The following is a 17,672-nucleotide window of genomic DNA, read 5'->3' as shown; positions in this document are numbered from 1 at the left end:
AGGGTAAGGCGCGCACAAGCGGTGCATACCAGATGCCGTCTATCTATTCTTTTTTGCTTACCGTGCAACTGGCATACGCCTTGCCAGTTTGTTATTGCGCTTGTGCGCCTGGCCGCAGGATGCGGTCATCGGAGCTAATGGCAGCGGGCCATTAGCCGACCAACACGTGGAGATAGCTATGATCAGTGCCGCTGCAAGTATTCAGGGAGAGCGTGTTAGTCAGCCAGTTGGCGGGTCGACAGCTTTAGTCGACCTCAACACGGTGCGGCCGGTCCCGAGTCATAACCCCAATCGCAAGAAAGTCCTGTTCGTGACGTCCGAATTCGCCGACCTGGTGAAAACCGGTGGCCTGGGCGACGTGTCTGCGGCGCTGCCCCGCGCCATGGCCCACTTGCATGATGTGCGCGTGCTCATCCCGGGTTATCCGCAGGTGATGGAAAGCGACAACCCGATCCATATCATCGGTGAGCTGGGTGGCCACGCCGCACTGCCGCCGTGCAAGATCGGGCGCATGGACCTCAAGGACGGCCTGGTCATCTATGTGCTGATCTGCCCCGAGCTCTACGAGCGCGAAGGCACGCCGTACGGCGCCAACAACGGCCGCGACTGGCCGGACAACCATATTCGCTTCGCCCGCCTGGGCCTGGCCGCTGCCGACATGGCCGCCAACCTCGCGCAGATCCATTGGTGCCCGGACCTGGTGCACGCCCACGACTGGCCCGCTGGCCTGGCACCGGCCTATATGCACTGGCGTGGGTCACGCACACCGACCCTGTTCACCATTCATAACCTCGCCTATCAAGGCGTGGTCAGCCTGGCCTCGACACCAGAGCTGGGGATTCCGCCCCACGCGTTACAACAGGAAGGCATGGAGTTCTACGGCAAGATGTCGTTCCTCAAGGCCGGCATGGCGTATTCCAGCCATATCACCACCGTGAGCGCGACCTACGCCCAGGAAATCACCACCCCCGAATTCGGCTGCGGCCTCGACGGCTTCCTCGCCGCCAAGACCCAGCAAGGCCTGCTCAGTGGTATCCCCAACGGCATCGATGAAAGTTGGGAAACCTCCACCGACACGCACCTGACCCACAACTTCAATATCGGTGACTGGGAAGGCAAGGCCGTCAACGCCGACCACGTACGCGAACTGTTCGGCCTGCATGCCTCCACCGGCCCGCTGTTCGCCGTGGTCTCGCGCCTGGTCTACCAGAAAGGCCTGGACCTCACCGAAGCAGTGGCCAGTTTTATCGTCGAGCACGGCGGCCAGATCGCCATCATCGGTCGCGGCGAGCCGGAAGAAGAGCAAGCCATGCGTGAGCTGGCGCTGCGCTTCCCCGGCCAGGTCGGCGTCCGCATCGGCTTCAACGAGACCGACGCGCGCCGCATGTTCGCCGGCAGTGACTTCCTGCTGATGCCATCACGCTACGAGCCGTGTGGCCTGAGCCAAATGTACGCCCAGCGCTTCGGTTCACTGCCGGTCGCGCGTAATACCGGCGGGCTGGCAGACACCATCGAAAATGGCGTCACCGGCTTCCTGTTCAATGAATCCACGGTCGAAAGCTACGAAGAAGCCCTGAGCCGCGCGTTCCGGGTATTCGCCAATAAAGGCCTGCTCAACGCCATGCGCAGCCGCTCCATGACCCAACCCTTCAACTGGTGCCAGGCGGTGGAACCGTACGCCGAGCTGTATGAACAACTGGTGGCCAAGGCCTTGGGGAAATCGACTAAATAATCAAGGGAGGTCTTCATAGATGCCGTTACGGACTTTGGAAACCTGGCCCCACGGCGCAATCATGCTGGACGCGCAACACACGCGTTTTGCCTTGTGGGCGCCAGACGCGTTTTATGTCAGCGTTGAATTGGAAAACGGTAAATCCATCGCCATGCTGCCCCAGGCAGAGGGCTGGTTCGAGACTGAAGTAAAGTGCCCCGCGGGCACGCGCTACCGTTACAACATCGATGGGGAAATGAAAATTCCCGACCCAGCGTCCCGGGCCCAGGCCTCGGACGTGCATGGTTGGAGCGTGGTAGTCGACCCGCTCGCCTACCCCTGGCGTCACGACAATTGGCCAGGCCGCCCCTGGCACGAAGCCGTGATCTACGAATTGCACGTCGGCGCGCTGGGCGGCTACGCCGAAGTCGAAAAGCACCTGCCACGCCTGGCCGAACTGGGCGTCACCGCGATCGAATTGATGCCGCTGGCGCAATTTCCCGGTGAGCGCAATTGGGGATACGACGGCGTGCTGCCCTACGCACCGCACTCCTCCTACGGCACCCCCGAGCAACTCAAACACCTGATCGACAGCGCCCATGAACACGGCCTCGCCGTGATCCTTGATGTGGTCTACAACCACTTCGGCCCGGACGGCAATTACCTGGGCCAATACGCCAAGGGGTTCTTCCAGGAAGATGTGCACACGCCATGGGGGGCAGGTATCGACTTTGAGCGGCGCGAAGTGCGGGATTTTTTCCTCGATAACGCGCTGATGTGGCTGCTCGAATACCGCTTTGATGGCCTGCGCCTGGACGCCGTGCACGCCATCGACAACCCCGGCTTTCTCCAGGAACTCGCTCACCGGGTCCGCCAGCAGGTGGACACTGGGCGGCATGTGTGGCTGATGCTGGAAAACGAGCTGAACCAGGCCAGCCTGCTCAAGCAGGATTTCGACGCGCAATGGAATGATGACTTTCATAACGTGCTGCACGTGTTGCTGACCGGCGAAACCGATGCCTATTACAGTGACTTCGCCCAGGACCCCACCGCCAAACTCGCGCGATGCCTGGGCGAAGGGTTTATCTACCAGGGCCACACCACGCGCCACGGCCATCAGCGTGGCGAACCGAGCGGTGAGCTGCCGCCCACGGCCTTCGTGGCCTTCCTGCAGAACCACGACCAGATCGGCAACCGCGCCCTGGGCGAACGCCTGCACCAGCTCTGCTCGCCCCAGGCGCTCAAGGCCGCGACCGCCCTGCTGCTGTTGTCGCCGATGATTCCGCTGATGTTCATGGGCGATGAAGCCAATGCGCGCGAGCCGTTCCTGTTTTTTACTGACCACCACGGCGAATTGGCCGAAGCGGTGCGTGAAGGCCGGCGCAATGAGTTTGCCGACTTCGCCGCGTTCCACGACCCCGAGCGGCGTGAACGCATCCCGGACCCCAACGCGCTGTCGACATTCGAGCAATCGACCCCGTTGATCGCCGACAACGAACATGCGCAGCTCTATCGCCAACTGCTCAGCCTGCGCCATCGCCACATCATGCCGCACTTGCCCGGCGCCGTGGCCTTGGGCGCGCAGGTGCTCGCCGATGCAGCCGTCAGCGCGCGCTGGCGCCTGAGCAATGGCAGCCTGCTACAGATCGACCTGAACCTGAGCGCCACGCCGCTGGATCACCCGGCAACCGCGCCAATCCTATTTGAAACGCCGGCCCCGCAAAGCGCGCAACTGCCGCCCTTCAGCGCCCGCGTCACCCTATCACCTGTTGGAGAGCACCCTTGAGCGAAGCGAACCTGGAAATCCTCGCCAGCCGAGCGGGACTGGCCGTCGATTGGATCGACGCAAACGGCCGCCCGCAACGAGTGACACCCGACGCCCTGCGCGCCGTCCTCAAAGGCCTGGGCCACCCGGCCGACAGCGATGCAGACATCAACGCCAGCCTGCTTGAATTGGAGCAGGTGCAACAAGACAAACACCTGCCCCCCTTGATGACCGTCGACAGCGGCGAAGGCCTCGACCTGGCACGCTACTTCGAACCCGACACCCTGTGCCGGGTCAACCTCGAAGACGGCGAAACCCTGGAGATGCGCCTCGACGGCGATGCCGTGCTGCCCGGCGTTATCGCCTTGGGCTACCACCAGGTGCATATCAATGACCAGGCCTTCACCCTCGCGGTCGCACCCACCCACTGCTACAGCGTGGCCGAAGCGGTGGACAACCAGCCAGCCCGCGCCTGGGGCCTGAGCGCCCAGCTGTATTCACTGCGCCGCCTGGGCGACGGTGGCTTTGGCGACACCCTGGCCCTGGAACACCTGGCGCGTTCCGCCGCCGAGCGCGGCGCCGATGCCCTGGCCATAAGCCCGATGCACGCGATGTTCAGCGCCGACACCGAGCGCTACAGCCCGTACTCGCCGTCCAGCCGCCTGTTCCTCAACAGCCTGTATGCCTCACCCGCCTGTATTCTGGGTGAACGTGAGGTGCGCAATGCAATTGAAGCCCTCGGCCTGGAAGAAGAGTTGCACACGCTGGAACAGCACAGCCTGATCGACTGGCCCGTCGCCGCCCAGGCCAAACAGCGCCTGCTGCGCGCGCTGTATGAAGACTTCCGCCACGGCCATCACCCGCAGCACGCCGACTTCCTGAGTTTCCGCCAGGCCGGTGGCGAGGCCCTGGAGAACCATTGCCGCTTCGAAGCCGTGCAGGCAGTGCGCGCCGCCGCAGGCGAAGACCTTGACTGGCGCCACTGGCCTGAAGAGTGGCGTTCGCCGCAGAGCCCTGCGCTGGTTGCGTTCGCCGAAGAGCACCACGCCGAGATCGGCTTCTACGCCTTCGGCCAATGGCTGATCGCCCGTTGCCTGGAGCGCGCCCAACAAGCCGCCAAAGGCAGTGGCATGGGCGTCGGCTTGATTGCGGACCTGGCTGTAGGCGCCGACGGCGGTGGCAGCCAGGCCTGGAGCCGCCAGGATGAACTGCTGGCCGACCTCACCGTGGGCGCGCCACCCGACATCCTTAACCGCGCCGGCCAGGGCTGGGGCATTTCCGCGTTTTCTCCCGAAGGCCTCAAGCGCAACGGTTTCCGCGCGTTTATCGAGATGCTGCGGGCCAACTTCGCCCATGCCGGCGGCTTGCGCATCGACCACGTCATGGGCCTGCAACGCCTGTGGGTGATCCCCATGGACGCCTCGCCGCGTGAAGGGGCTTATCTGTATTACCCGGTGGACGACCTGTTGCGCCTGCTGGCGTTGGAATCCCACCGCCACCAGGCCATCGTGCTCGGTGAAGACCTCGGCACGGTGCCCGACGGGCTGCGCGAAAAGCTCATCGCCCGCTCGATTCTCGGCATGCGCGTGCTGCTGTTCGAACAGGGCCACGACGGCCAGTTCAACCCGATCCTCGACTGGCCGGATAACGCCCTGGCCACCACCAGTACCCACGACTTGCCGACTCTCAATGGTTGGTGGCACAGCCGCGATATCGACTGGAACGTCCAGTTGGGCCTGATCGATGCGCCGACCGTGGAGCAATGGAGCGAACACCGCTTGCGTGAACGCCAGGCGCTGCGCCAGGCCTTGAGCCAGGACCCGCAGAACTTCGTCGATGAGATCCGCAATGAAACCGACCATATGATCGACGCCAGCGTGCGCTACCTCGGCCACACCCGTGCGCCGCTGGTGCTGTTGCCGCTGGAAGACGCGCTGGGCCTCGAAGAACAAGCCAACCTGCCCGGCACTACCGACACCCATCCCAATTGGCGCCGCCGTTTACCGGGCGAGGCCTCCAGCCTGCTCGACAACGCCGGTGCCGCGCGCCGCCTCGAACTGCTGGCTGTTGCGCGCAACCAAGCCTATGAGCGTGACCGATGAAAGCCCTGCCCCTGCGCGCGACCCAGCGCCTGCAATTCCACAAAGGTTTTACACTGGATGATGCGGTGCCGCTGGTGCCGTACTTCGCCCAGCTCGGCATCAGCCATCTATATGCCTCGCCCTTGCTGAGTGCGCGTGCCGGCTCCATGCACGGCTACGATGTAGTCGACCCCACCAGCGTCAACCCCGAGCTGGGTGGCGAAGCCGCCTTGCGCCGGTTGGTCGCGGCCCTGCGTGAGCACGATATGGGGCTGATCCTCGATATCGTCTCCAACCATATGGCCGTGGGCGGCGCCGACAATCCCTGGTGGCTGGACCTGCTGGAATGGGGCCGGCTGAGCCCCTACAGCGAATTCTTCGATATCCAGTGGCACTCCCCCGACCCGCTGCTCAAGGGCCAATTGCTGATGCCGTTTCTCGGCAGCGACTACGGCGAAGCCTTGCAGAGCGGCACGTTGACCCTGCATTTCGATGCGGCCCATGGCGCGTTTTACGTCGAACATTACGAACACCGTTTCCAGATCTGCCCACGGGATTACGCGGCGATCCTCGGCACGGATGAGCTGCTTAAACCCCTGGCCGACCGCTTCAGCGCCCTCGCCTATCAGGATGACGCCTACGCCGAAGCCGCCTGGCTCAAGCAGGCATTGGCCGAGCGTGCCACCGAAGTGTCAGCGGCCATCGAACACCGACTGACCGAGTTCGACGGACGCACGCCGGAGGGCTTCAACCGTCTGCACCACTTGCTCGAGCAACAGGCCTATCGCCTGGCCAGCTGGCGCACGGCGGCGGACGACATCAACTGGCGGCGTTTCTTCGACGTCAACGAGCTGGGCGGCCTGCGGGTCGAACGTACGGCGGTGTTCGAAGCCACCCACGGCAAGATCTTCGAATTGATCAGCGCCGGTCTGGTGGATGGCCTGCGCATCGACCACATCGACGGCCTGGCCGACCCGCGCGGTTACTGCCGCAAGCTGCGGCGTCGGGTGGACACGCTGTCGCCGGAACGGCACTTGCCGATCTTCGTCGAAAAAATCCTCGGTGAGGGCGAAACCCTTCGCGAAGACTGGCAAGTGGACGGCACCACCGGCTACGAATTCATGAACCAGTTGTCGCTGCTGCAACACCATCCCGAGGGTTTTGCGCCGCTGGCCGAGTTATGGACGCGCCACAGCGAACGGCCCTCGGCGTTTATCGAAGAGGCGCGGCTGGCGCGCCAGCAAATCCTCAACGGCTCCCTGGGTGGCGACTTTGAAAGCGTGGCCCAGGCCCTGCTGCAGGTGGCACGCGACGATGTGATGACCCGCGACCTGACCCTCGGCGCCATCCGCCGCGCGTTGCAGGAACTGATCGTGCATTTCCCGGTGTACCGCACCTATATCAGCGCCCGCGGCCGTAGCGCCGACGACGACAAGGTGTTCCAACAGGCCCTGGACGGCGCCCGCACGACCCTTGGCGAGGGCGACTGGCCGGTGCTCGAGCACCTGGAAAAATGGCTCGGCGGTCAACCCTGGCGCAATCGCCCGGTGGGTCGCGAGCGCAAGATCCTCAAGCATGCCTGTGTGCGCTTCCAGCAACTGACCTCGCCGGCGGCGGCCAAGGCCGTGGAAGACACCGCGTTCTACCGCTCGGCCGTGCTGCTGTCGCGCAACGATGTGGGCTTCAGCACCGAGCAGTTCAGCGCGCCGCTGGCCGAGTTTCATGGGATCAACCAACAGCGCTTGCAGACCTTCCCCGATAACCTGCTGGCCACCGCCACCCATGACCACAAACGCGGCGAAGACACTCGTGCGCGCCTGGCCGTGCTCAGCGAGTGCGCACCGTGGTACGTCGAGCAAGTGGAGCACTGGCGAACGCTGGCAGCGCCGTTGCGTGACGATGCCGCCACCCCCTCGGCCGGCGATGAGCTGATCCTGTATCAGGTGTTGCTGGGCAGTTGGCCGCTGGACCAGGCCAAAGACTTCGAGGGCTATCACCAGCGCCTGTGGCAGTGGCAACAAAAAGCCCTGCGCGAAGCCAAGTTGCAGAGCAGTTGGAGCGCGCCCAACGAGGCCTATGAACAAGGCGTCGAAGCCTTTCTGTCACGCCTGTTGCTCAGTGATGAAGGACGCCCATTACGCCACGCCATCGGCAGCGCCGCCCAAGCCATCGCCCCCGCCGGCGCGCTCAACGGGCTGGCGCAAACCTTGCTTCGCATTACCGTGCCGGGTGTGCCGGACCTGTACCAGGGCGATGAGTTCTGGGACTTCAGCCTGGTGGATCCGGACAACCGTCGCCCGGTGGATTTCACCGCGCGCCAACAGGCACTCGACACCCCGCCGGACATCGGCGAGCTGTTGTTCAACTGGCGTGACGGGCGTATCAAACAAGCGTTGATTGCCCAGGTACTGGCCTTGCGCAAGGCCCATCCGGACGTGTTCCGCAGCGGCAGCTATACACCGCTGCAAGTGGTCGGCCAACACGCCGAGCGAGTGCTTGCGTTCTGCCGTGAACACCAGGGCAAACGCCTGCTGGTGGTGGTGCCACGTTGGTCTCATCACCTGCTTGAAAACGGTGTGCATCCCCAGATCAATGCGCAGGTTTGGGGCGATACCCGGGTGAAATTACCGTTCGCCGCGACAACGCAAAACTGGAAGGGACTTTTTCACACAGGCGCAGTCACACCAGACAAGGAGCTGTTGATCAGCACTGCCCTGGGGGATTTCCCGGTCAATGTCTTTATCAATCCTGATGATCAAGAAAGCTGAAAATTTTCTGTGAGGAGCATTGTGATGAGTACTGAAGACAAACGCATACGCGAATTAGCGCATCAGATCTGGGAGTCTGAAGGCAAGCCCCACGGGGAGGACGCGCGCCACTGGGAGATGGCGCGCAAGCTGGCCGAAGCCGAAGCGCTGACGCCGAGCAAGCCAAAACCGGCCGCCAAGCCCAAGACCGCCCCCAAGCCTGCGGCAAAGGCCAAGCCACCAGCCCCAAGCGCGAGCAAGCCGGCGCCCCCGGCGGCCAAGAAGCCGCCAGCGCCGAAAAAGCCCAAGGCTTAACGCGCACGGCGCCACGAACCTTTTGCCGGCGCTGTCGGCAAAAGGTGATTTCACTCTTCTTATCATTCGCTGAAAACTCTTCAGTAGGGTCGCGTTCGGCCCGAAAAAATAGCCTTGCAGGAGCAACTCAATGAGCAAACCCCATAAGACCCCATCGACGCCGGGTAACGAGCCGTCGCGGATTCGTGAAGGTTTGCCCTTCCCCCTAGGCGCTACCTGGGATGGCCTGGGTGTCAACTTTGCGCTGTTCTCGGCCAACGCCGAGAAAGTCGAATTGTGCCTGTTCGATGACACCGGCGAAATCGAGCTGGAGCGCATCGAACTGCCCGAATACACCGACGAAACCTTCCACGGTTACTTGCCCGACGCCCACCCTGGGCTGATCTACGGCTACCGTGTGTACGGGCCTTACGACCCGGCCAATGGTCATCGCTTCAACCACAACAAACTGCTGATCGACCCCTACGCCAAACAGTTGGTCGGCGAACTCAAATGGTCCGAAGCGCTGTTCGGCTACACCATCGGCCACCCGGATGACGACCTCAGTTTCGACGAGCGCGACAGCGCGCCCTTCGTGCCCAAGTGCAAGGTCATCGACCCGGCGCACACCTGGGGTAACGACCAGCCGGTGCGGGTGCCGTGGGACCGTACGATCATCTACGAAACCCACCTGCGCGGCATCAGCATGCGCCACCCTTCGGTCGGCGAAGAGGTGCGCGGCACCTGTGCCGGGTTGATGGAAGACGACGTGCTCAAGCACATCCGCCAGTTGGGCATCTCTTCGGTGGAACTGCTGCCGGTGCATGCCTTCGTCAACGACCAGCACCTGCTGGAAAAGGGCATGACCAACTACTGGGGCTACAACAGCATTGCGTTCTTCGCCCCCGACCCGCGCTACCTGGCCAGCGGCAAGATCGCCGAGTTCAAGGAGATGGTTGCGCACCTGCACGAGCAGAAGCTGGAAGTGATCCTCGACGTGGTCTACAACCACACCGCCGAAGGCAACGAGCGCGGCCCGACCCTGTCCATGCGCGGCATCGACAACGCCTCGTACTACCGGCTGATGCCCGATGACAAGCGCTTCTATATCAACGATTCGGGCACCGGTAATACCCTGGACCTGAGCCACCCGTGCGTGCTGCAAATGGTCACCGACTCCTTGCGTTACTGGGCCAACGAGATGCACGTCGATGGCTTCCGCTTCGACCTGGCGACCATCCTCGGCCGCTACCGCGATGGCTTCGACGAGCGCCACAGCTTCCTCGTGGCCTGCCGCCAGGACCCGGTGCTGCGCCAGCTGAAGTTGATCGCCGAACCCTGGGACTGCGGCCCCGGCGGCTATCAAGTCGGCAATTTCCCACCGGGCTGGGTTGAATGGAACGACCGTTTCCGCGACACCGTGCGTGCCTTCTGGAAAGGCGATGACGGCCAACTGGCAGACTTCGCCGGGCGCATGACGGCCTCGGGCGAGATGTTCAACCATCGCGGCCGCCGTCCGTACAGCTCGGTGAACTTCATCACCGCCCACGACGGTTTCACCCTGCACGACCTGGTGTCGTACAACGACAAGCACAACGAAGCCAACGACGAGAACAACCAGGACGGCAGCAACAACAACCTGTCGTGGAACCACGGCGTCGAAGGCCCCACCGACGACCCGGAAATCAACGCCCTGCGCCTGCGCCAGATGCGCAACTTCTTCGCCACGCTGCTGCTGGCCCAAGGCACGCCGATGATCGTCGCCGGTGATGAGTTCGCGCGTACCCAGCACGGCAACAACAATGCCTATTGCCAGGACAGTGAGATCGGCTGGGTCAACTGGGACCTGGACGAAGACGGCAAGGCGCTGCTCAAGTTCGTCAAGCGCTTGATCAAGCTACGCCTGGCCTACCCGATCCTGCGCCGTGGTCGCTTCCTGGTGGGCGATTACAACGAAGATATCGGCGTGAAAGACGTCACCTGGTTGTCGCCGGACGGCAACGAGATGACCACCGAACAGTGGGAAGACAGCCATGGCCGCTGCCTGGGCATGCTGATGGATGGCCGCGCGCAGGAAACCGGGATTCGCCGCGCCGGCGCCGACGCCACGCTGCTGCTGGTGGTGAACGCCCACCATGACATGGTCAATTTCCGCCTGCCGCCGGTACCGCAGGGTGAGTTCTGGACCTGCATGCTCGACACCAATGAACCGGCAGTACGCGGCCAGGAGCGCTTTGAGTTCGACCACGAGTACGCCGTGACGGGCCGTTCGCTGCTACTGTTCGAACTGCAGCGTGACGACGAGGTGTGACATGGCACTGCATGGATTCCTTCAAGGCTTCCCAGGCTATGCGGACACGCATGACCTGGCCAAGGCCCTGAGGGCACTTCAGGAGGAAGGGCTGGACCAGTTGCCGCTGCCGGGCAGCGGCGCAACACTGGCGCGGTTCAGCCGCCTGGCACAGGTGGCAGGCCATGACCTGCGCTTGTGCAAGTTATTCGAAGGTCACACCGACGCGCTGGCGATCATTGCCGAACTCGACTGTCCGCTGCCGCCCTTGGGCAGCCTGTGGGGCATGTGGGCGGCGGAACCGCCGAGTGCCAAGGTGCACGTCCACCGCGAGGGCCATCGCCGCCTTCTGCACGGGCGTAAAGCCTGGTGTTCCGGCGCCGCCGTGGTCAGCCATGGGCTGTTGACGGCCTGGGATGAAGACGGTCACCAGCAGTTGGTGGCGGTGCAGATGGATCAGCCGGGCATTACGGTCACCAATGAAGGTTGGAATGCCGTGGGCATGGCCGCCACCGGCAGCGTCGAGGTCATCTTTGATGGCGCCCATGGCATTGCCGTGGGCGGCCCCGGCGACTACCTCGCGCGCCCCGGATTCTGGCAAGGCGGCATCGGCATTGCCGCCTGCTGGTACGGTGCCGCACAACGCCTGGCAGAGGTACTGCGCGACCAGTGCAGCAAGCGCCCGGAGCCCCATGCCCTCGCCCACCTGGGCGCCGTCGACAGCGCCCTTAACAGCGCCGCCTGTGTGCTGCGGGCCAGCGCCGAACAGATCGACCGCGAGCCCAAGGCTGACGCCCGGCAACTGGCGCAGCAGACGCGCGCCTGTATCGAGGACACTGTCGAGCAGGTCATGCGCCATGTCGGCCGCGCCGTGGGGGCGGGACCGTACTGCAAGGATCCGCACTTCGCCCAGTTGATGGCGGACCTGTCGGTGTATGTCCGCCAAAGCCATGCCGAACGCGACCTCGCCGGCCTGGGCGAGCTGGTCGCCGGTGAACCCACCGGGAGGTGGCAGTTATGAAACCCAACCCGATCGTGGGCCAGGGCACGCCCCTGCAGCGCTGGCAGGACTCGGCGCTGATGGCCGGACTGCCACAGATCAGCGTCGCCGAGTTGGTGCCCGAAGGCTTTCGCGCCGTGATCATCGCTCCGCACCCGGATGACGAAGTGCTGGGCTGTGGCGGACTGCTGCAAGGCCTGGCTGAGCTGGGCCGGCCGATGCTATTGATTTCGGTGACCGATGGCAGCGCCAGCCACCCCGGCTCCACACAGTGGTCGGTGGAGCGTTTGAGCGTGGTGCGCCCGCAGGAATCGGCACAGGCCCTGCATCGCCTGGGTGTGCCGTTGCACAGCCTGAAATGGCTGCGGGCCGGCTTCACCGACAGCCAGGTGGCAGCGCGCGAAGACCAGCTCAGTGCCTTTATCCAACGCCATCTCAAACCCACGGATGCGGTGTTTACCACCTGGCGCGAAGACGGCCATTGCGACCACGAGGCCGTTGGCCGCGCCAGCGCCAAGGCGGCACACGCGGTGGGTGCAAGGCTGTATGAACTGCCGGTGTGGACCTGGCACTGGGCCTCCCCCGAGGACAGCCTGGTACCGTGGCACCGTGCACGCAAAATCCCGCTGAGCTGCGAAGCCGTCGCGCGCAAGCGCCACGCCATCCATGCGTTCGCCAGTCAACTGGAGGGTGATACGCACATCGGCCTGCCGCCGGTGCTGGCGCCCTATGTGGTGGAGCGTCTGCTACAACCTTTTGAAGTGGTATTTGTATGAGTGTGGCGACGCCGTATTTCGATCAACTGTTTGCCGGTAACGATGACCCCTGGGCCTTTCGCCAACGCTGGTACGAACGACGCAAACGTGCGCTGACCCTGGCGCTGCTGACTCGGCCACGCTATGCCTCGGTGTTCGAACCCGGTTGCGCCAATGGCGAACTGAGTGCCGAACTGGCGCCACGCTGCGATCGCCTGCTGTGTTGCGACACCGCCTCGGCCGCCGTCAGCCTGGCGCGTGGCCGCTTACTGGGCTTCGCCCATGCCCAGGTGCAGCAAAGCCGCCTGCCCGGACAATGGCCGACCGAAGAGTTCGAGCTGATCGTATTGAGCGAGCTGTGCTACTACCTGGACCACGATGACCTGTGCCGCTTGATCGACCGCGCCCTCGCCAGCCTGACTGCCAACGGCCAGATACTGGCCTGTCACTGGCGCCCCGCTATCGACGGTTGCCCGCAAACCGCCGAGCAGGTGCATGCCCTGCTGCATGAGCGGCTGGCGATGCCCCTGATCGCGTCGCACCACGAACACGACTTTCTACTCGACCTGTGGAGCCGCGACGGCACTTCGGTTGCCACCCACGAGGGCCTGCGATGATCGGCGTGCTGATTCCGGTACACAACGAAGAGGCCTTACTCGGCGAATGCCTGGAGGCAGCATTGGTCGCCGCCAGCCACCCAGGCTTGCTGGGCGAAGCGGTGCATATCCTGGTGCTGCTCGACAGCTGCAGCGATGCCAGTGCGACGATTGCCGAAGGCTTCCCGGTGCAGCGCCTGGACGTGCAGGCGCGCAATGTGGGCCATGTGCGCGGGGTGGGCGCGCGGCACCTGCTCAATCAGGGCGCACGCTGGATCTCGTGCACCGACGCCGACAGCCGTGTCGCTCCCGATTGGCTGGTGGCGCAATTGGCACTGGGCGCCGATGCGGTGTGCGGCACCGTGACCGTCGACGCCTGGAGCGAAGGGTTCGACCCGGCGGCGCAGATCCGTTACCAGCAGGCGTACCAGGCCCGTGATGGTCACCGCCATATCCACGGTGCCAACCTGGGCATCAGTGCCGGTGCGTATGTACGTGCCGGTGGCTTCGAACCGCTGGCCTGCCATGAAGATGTACAACTGGTGCGCGACCTCGAACGCTGCGGTGCTTCCATCGCCTGGAGCCACGCCCCGCAAGTCATTACCAGCGCACGCCTGGAGGCCCGTGCCCAAGGCGGTTTCGGCGATTATTTGAAGAGCCTGATGTGCGCTTCCTGAAAAAAACGACATTACAGAATGTAAAAAAGACCAATCCTTGTCTATGCTGATGACGCCTTGCTGGCAATTCAGGATTGAATGGCCACGCACGCACCACGGCGGAGTCTGTGGTGAATAAATAGAGTCGTCCCGCAAACCGGGCACGACCCAGCATCAATCGACAAGGATGTAACTCCCATGAAGCCTGCCTCCCTGAGTGAAGGCCGTCGCGGTCCTGCGCAAATCTGGAACAGCGCGCCGCAGTTGGCGCAGATCCCCCCCATTTCTACCGCCGCACTGGTGCCGCCCGGCGCGCGCGTGGTGATCATCGCGCCCCATCCCGGCGACGAAGTCTTGGCCTGCGGTGGTTTACTGCAATTGCTCAGCACGCTGGAACACCCCCTGCAACTGATCTCTATCACCGACGGCAGCGCCAGCCACCCGGGCTCCCACGTATGGCCGGCGAGCCGCCTGAGCGTGGTGCGTCCCCAGGAAAGCGCCGAGGCACTGCGCCGCCTGGGCATGCCGTTGCACAGCCTGAAATGGATTCGCGGCGGTTTTTGCGACAACGCCCTCGCCTCTCGGGAATCGCAACTGAGCCAATTTATCGCACGCTACCTGCAACCGGGCGATGTGGTGTTTTCAACGTGGCGCAACGACGGCAATGACGACCATGACGCCGTCGGCCGTGCCAGCGCCAAGGCCTGCAGCCTGGTGGGTGCGAAACTCTATGAACTGCCGATCTGGGCATGGCACTGCCCCGCCCGCGAGGGGGCGATGATCCCCTGGCAACGGGCGCGCAAGGTGCGCCTGGACACCTGGACCGTGGCCCGCAAGCTTCACGCCGCCCATGCGTATGCCAGTCAGTTGGCGGGCGATCCGCAGATCGGCCTCGCGCCGATATTGGCCCAGGTGCTGCTGGAGCGGATGCGTGAGCCTTACGAGATCGTGTTTACCTAGTCCCCCACTCGTCTGTACCTGTTATTTCTGACAGTGGCGGCCGGCAGGATGTGTGGCTATGGTGCAAAAAGTACTGCACAGCTTCAGGTGCAGTCGAGAAAGCCATGCCAACCCTTTGCATTGGCCGGTGTTTTCAGATTCAGGTAACCCGTCGTCCCTGATCCGTATCGCGTTCTTCGTTGTCATGGTCTTTAACCGTGCCTGTCACCAGGCACCGTGGAGATAGGCCGCCTTGAGCGAGGATGGATCATGAGCAAACCCCTTTCCCCCTTAGCGTGCCTGAGCGTAGCGATTGCCACGCTCTCATGGCTGGCAATCGCTCCTGACCGTGCACAGGCCTGCGCCTTTACGATCACGGCGGGCGATGACGTGATCAACTGCACCAGTGGCGCGGGCGGCAATCTCGTTGACATGCAAGGAAACAACAGCCTGATTTTTCCGTCAGGCAACGGCAGCGTGATGGGTGTGGCCTACGGCGCTGGCAATGACTTGATCGAGCTCAATGCACCTGATGCAGAGATCGGCCCCAGCGGTGTCAGCATGGGGGATGGGGCGAATATCTTTCGGCTGTTCCAAGGGCGCGTCAACAGCTCGGTTTTGCAAGGCGCGGGTAACGACATTGTGCAAATCAGCGGAGGACAAGTCGGTAGCATCAGTCAGGGCAACGGTGCCGACACGTTTTCCATGAGCGGCGGCATGACCACTGCATTGTTCCAGGGCGATGGCATTGATCACTTCACCATGAGCGCCGGCATCATCACGGGGGCCTTTGAGGATGGCGATGTGGCGCTGATGACCGGCGGCAGCATCGGTCGTGTCGACATGAAACTCGACGACAACGTATTTGATATGCGCGGGGGAACCATCGTCGGCAACCTGGTGACTGGCTTTGGCAACGACACCATCCTGGTCTCGGGCACCAGCTACATAGGTGGCAATATCAGTACCAGTGGTGGCGTAGACATCATTACCATCACCGGCGGTACGGTGAATGGGCAAATTCTTGCCAGCTTCGGCAACGACGCCTTCAGTTGGATCGGTGCGGGTCGGATCAACTCGGCGGTGTTGCTGGGCGGCGATAACGATACCGGCCTGCTGCAGAACCTGACGGAAGCTATTGTGGCACCCACCCCGGTGGTAGACGGTGGCCTGGGGGTCGATACCTTGACGTTCGATAACTCACAGGTCAGCACGCCGACGCGGTATCAGAACTGGGAAACCGTGAACCTGGATAACGGCTCGCAATTGACCCTTGGCGGCACATTGACCCTGGGTGACACCGGCACCGGTACCGGCACGTTGAACATCCATGGCAGCAGTGCGTTGCTGGTCAGCACGGGCGTGATCAACCCCTTTACCGCCGGCCAACTGACGACGTTGAACAACTTCGGCCTGATCGACATGACCACCGGCAGTTCCAGCGCCACCGACACCCTGACGGTCAATGGCAACTACAGCGGCACCGGCGGCCAGCTCGCGCTGCAAAGTGTCCTCGGCGCCGACGGCTCGCCCAGTGACAAACTGGTGATCAATCAAGGCACCCTCAGCGGTACCACGGCAATCAACGTCACCAACCTGGGCGGTGCCGGCGCGGCGACCCTGCAAGACGGGATCCAGGTGGTACAGGCCCTCAACGGTGCCACCAGCAGCGGCAGCGCCTTTACGCTCGGTCGTCCGGTGTCTGCCGGCGCGTTCGACTACTACCTGTTCAAGGGCGGCGTGACGGCCGGTACCGCAGAAAACTACTACCTGCGCTCGACAGTCCCGGTGGTGCCACCGGACCCGGTGATCATCGTGCCGTTACCCACCCCCGTTCCGGGTGACCCGCCGCTGCCGACCAACCCCGGGCTTAAGCCGATTCCCATTTACCGTCCGGAGGTGCCGATCTACGCCGCGCTGTTTCCCGCCGCCCAGCAATTGGTACAAGGCATGCTCGGCACCTTTCACCAACGCATGGGCGACCAGAGCCAACAACTGCACAGCGGTGCATTCACGTCCGGTTGGGGGCGGCTCTATGGCAACAGCACTCGCCAGGGCTTCGCGGGGACCGTCAGCCCATCGATCAATAGCTCGGTGACCGGCTTCCAGGTGGGCAGCGACGTGTACGCCAGCACCCACGACAATGGCCTGACCCAACGCAGCGGGTTCTTTGTCGGCCACAGCACCCTCAAAGGCAGCATCAAAGGCTTCAACGGTGGCTGGCAGGACAAGGACGCCGGCAAGACCACCCTGCGCGGGGACAGCGTGGGGGTTTACTGGACGCTGATCGGCGCCAACCAGGCCTACCTCGACCTGGTGCTGATGGGCACCCGCTTCGACGGCAACAATGAGTCCGATCGCGGCGTGAAGATGAACACCCACGGGCACAACGTCACAGCATCTGCCGAGGTCGGCTGGCCGTTTGCGTGGGTGGGTAACTGGGTGGTTGAACCCCAGGCGCAACTGATCGTCGGCAAGACCAAGCTGGATAAGCAAAACGACGGGATCTCCGACGTTTCCTATGACGCCGACACCCAGGTCACCAGTCGCCTGGGCGTGCGCCTGCGCGGCGACTACCAGGTCCGCAGCATGCCGCTGCAACCCTACGTACGGGCGAATGCCTGGCACACCAGCGCCGGGCAGAACACCGTCACCTTCAACGAGGTGACAGCGATCGACACCGAGCAGAAGTCCACCACCCTGGACCTGAATATCGGCGCCACGTTGAAGGTGGCCAAGGACATCAGCCTGTACGGCGAGGTGGGCTACAACCGCAACCTCGACAGCAACACCTTCAACGGCCGCCAGGGCACGCTCGGTTTGAGAATGGAGTTCTAA

12 protein-coding genes are annotated in these 17,672 nt (G+C 63.4%); all 12 read left to right on the top strand.

Annotated features, from left to right (window positions below; translation table 11 throughout):
* Window positions 1–178 precede the first annotated feature (178 nt).
* The 12 genes from glgA (at window position 179) to AD670_RS06590 (ending at window position 17,672) form a co-directional block, all read left to right on the top strand.
* Window positions 179–1,732 carry a glycogen synthase GlgA gene (gene glgA, locus AD670_RS06645; protein WP_053129543.1) on the top strand — a complete coding sequence of 518 codons (1,554 nt, stop codon included), beginning with the start codon at window positions 179–181 and terminating at the stop codon, window positions 1,730–1,732.
* A 19-nt stretch (window positions 1,733–1,751) separates the two neighbouring features.
* Window positions 1,752–3,497 carry a malto-oligosyltrehalose trehalohydrolase gene (gene treZ / locus AD670_RS06640; protein WP_053129542.1) on the top strand — a complete coding sequence of 582 codons (1,746 nt, stop codon included), beginning with the start codon at window positions 1,752–1,754 and terminating at the stop codon, window positions 3,495–3,497.
* Entirely contained in the window at window positions 3,494–5,578 is a 2,085-nt protein-coding gene (malQ, locus tag AD670_RS06635) for a 4-alpha-glucanotransferase (RefSeq protein WP_053129539.1), read from the top strand. The genes treZ and malQ overlap by 4 nt, the downstream gene beginning before the upstream one ends.
* Window positions 5,575–8,325 carry a malto-oligosyltrehalose synthase gene (locus tag AD670_RS06630; protein ID WP_053129536.1) on the top strand — a complete coding sequence of 917 codons (2,751 nt, stop codon included), beginning with the start codon at window positions 5,575–5,577 and terminating at the stop codon, window positions 8,323–8,325. Before malQ ends, AD670_RS06630 begins: the two co-directional genes overlap by 4 nt.
* A gap of 24 nt (window positions 8,326–8,349) precedes the next feature.
* A complete protein-coding gene (locus tag AD670_RS06625; protein WP_053129533.1) occupies window positions 8,350–8,619 on the top strand; it encodes a DUF2934 domain-containing protein in 270 nt (89 codons plus the stop codon).
* Between the two features lie 130 nt (window positions 8,620–8,749).
* Entirely contained in the window at window positions 8,750–10,909 is a 2,160-nt protein-coding gene (gene glgX / locus AD670_RS06620) for a glycogen debranching protein GlgX (RefSeq protein WP_053129530.1), read from the top strand.
* A gap of 1 nt (window position 10,910) precedes the next feature.
* Complete coding sequence (locus AD670_RS06615) at window positions 10,911–11,909, top strand: acyl-CoA dehydrogenase family protein (protein WP_053129528.1); 999 nt, start codon at window positions 10,911–10,913, stop codon at window positions 11,907–11,909.
* On the top strand, window positions 11,906–12,664 hold the full coding sequence (locus AD670_RS06610) for a PIG-L deacetylase family protein (protein ID WP_053129525.1): 759 nt from the start codon (window positions 11,906–11,908) through the stop codon (window positions 12,662–12,664). Before AD670_RS06615 ends, AD670_RS06610 begins: the two co-directional genes overlap by 4 nt.
* Window positions 12,661–13,260 carry an SAM-dependent methyltransferase gene (locus tag AD670_RS06605; RefSeq protein ID WP_053129523.1) on the top strand — a complete coding sequence of 200 codons (600 nt, stop codon included), beginning with the start codon at window positions 12,661–12,663 and terminating at the stop codon, window positions 13,258–13,260. The genes AD670_RS06610 and AD670_RS06605 overlap by 4 nt, the downstream gene beginning before the upstream one ends.
* The gene (locus tag AD670_RS06600; RefSeq protein ID WP_053129521.1) at window positions 13,257–13,916 is read left to right on the top strand and encodes a glycosyltransferase family 2 protein; all 660 of its coding nucleotides are present in this window, start codon (window positions 13,257–13,259) and stop codon (window positions 13,914–13,916) included. The genes AD670_RS06605 and AD670_RS06600 overlap by 4 nt, the downstream gene beginning before the upstream one ends.
* A 177-nt stretch (window positions 13,917–14,093) precedes the next feature.
* Window positions 14,094–14,855, top strand: coding sequence for a PIG-L deacetylase family protein (locus AD670_RS06595; RefSeq protein ID WP_053129518.1), 762 nt, complete (start codon window positions 14,094–14,096; stop codon window positions 14,853–14,855).
* Window positions 14,856–15,104: 249 nt separating this feature from the next.
* On the top strand, window positions 15,105–17,672 hold the full coding sequence (locus AD670_RS06590; protein WP_053129514.1) for an autotransporter outer membrane beta-barrel domain-containing protein: 2,568 nt from the start codon (window positions 15,105–15,107) through the stop codon (window positions 17,670–17,672).

The sequence above is a fragment of the Pseudomonas sp. MIACH genome (assembly GCF_001269925.1).
Taxonomy (GTDB): domain Bacteria; phylum Pseudomonadota; class Gammaproteobacteria; order Pseudomonadales; family Pseudomonadaceae; genus Aquipseudomonas.
This window is presented reverse-complemented; position numbering and strand designations above follow the sequence as displayed.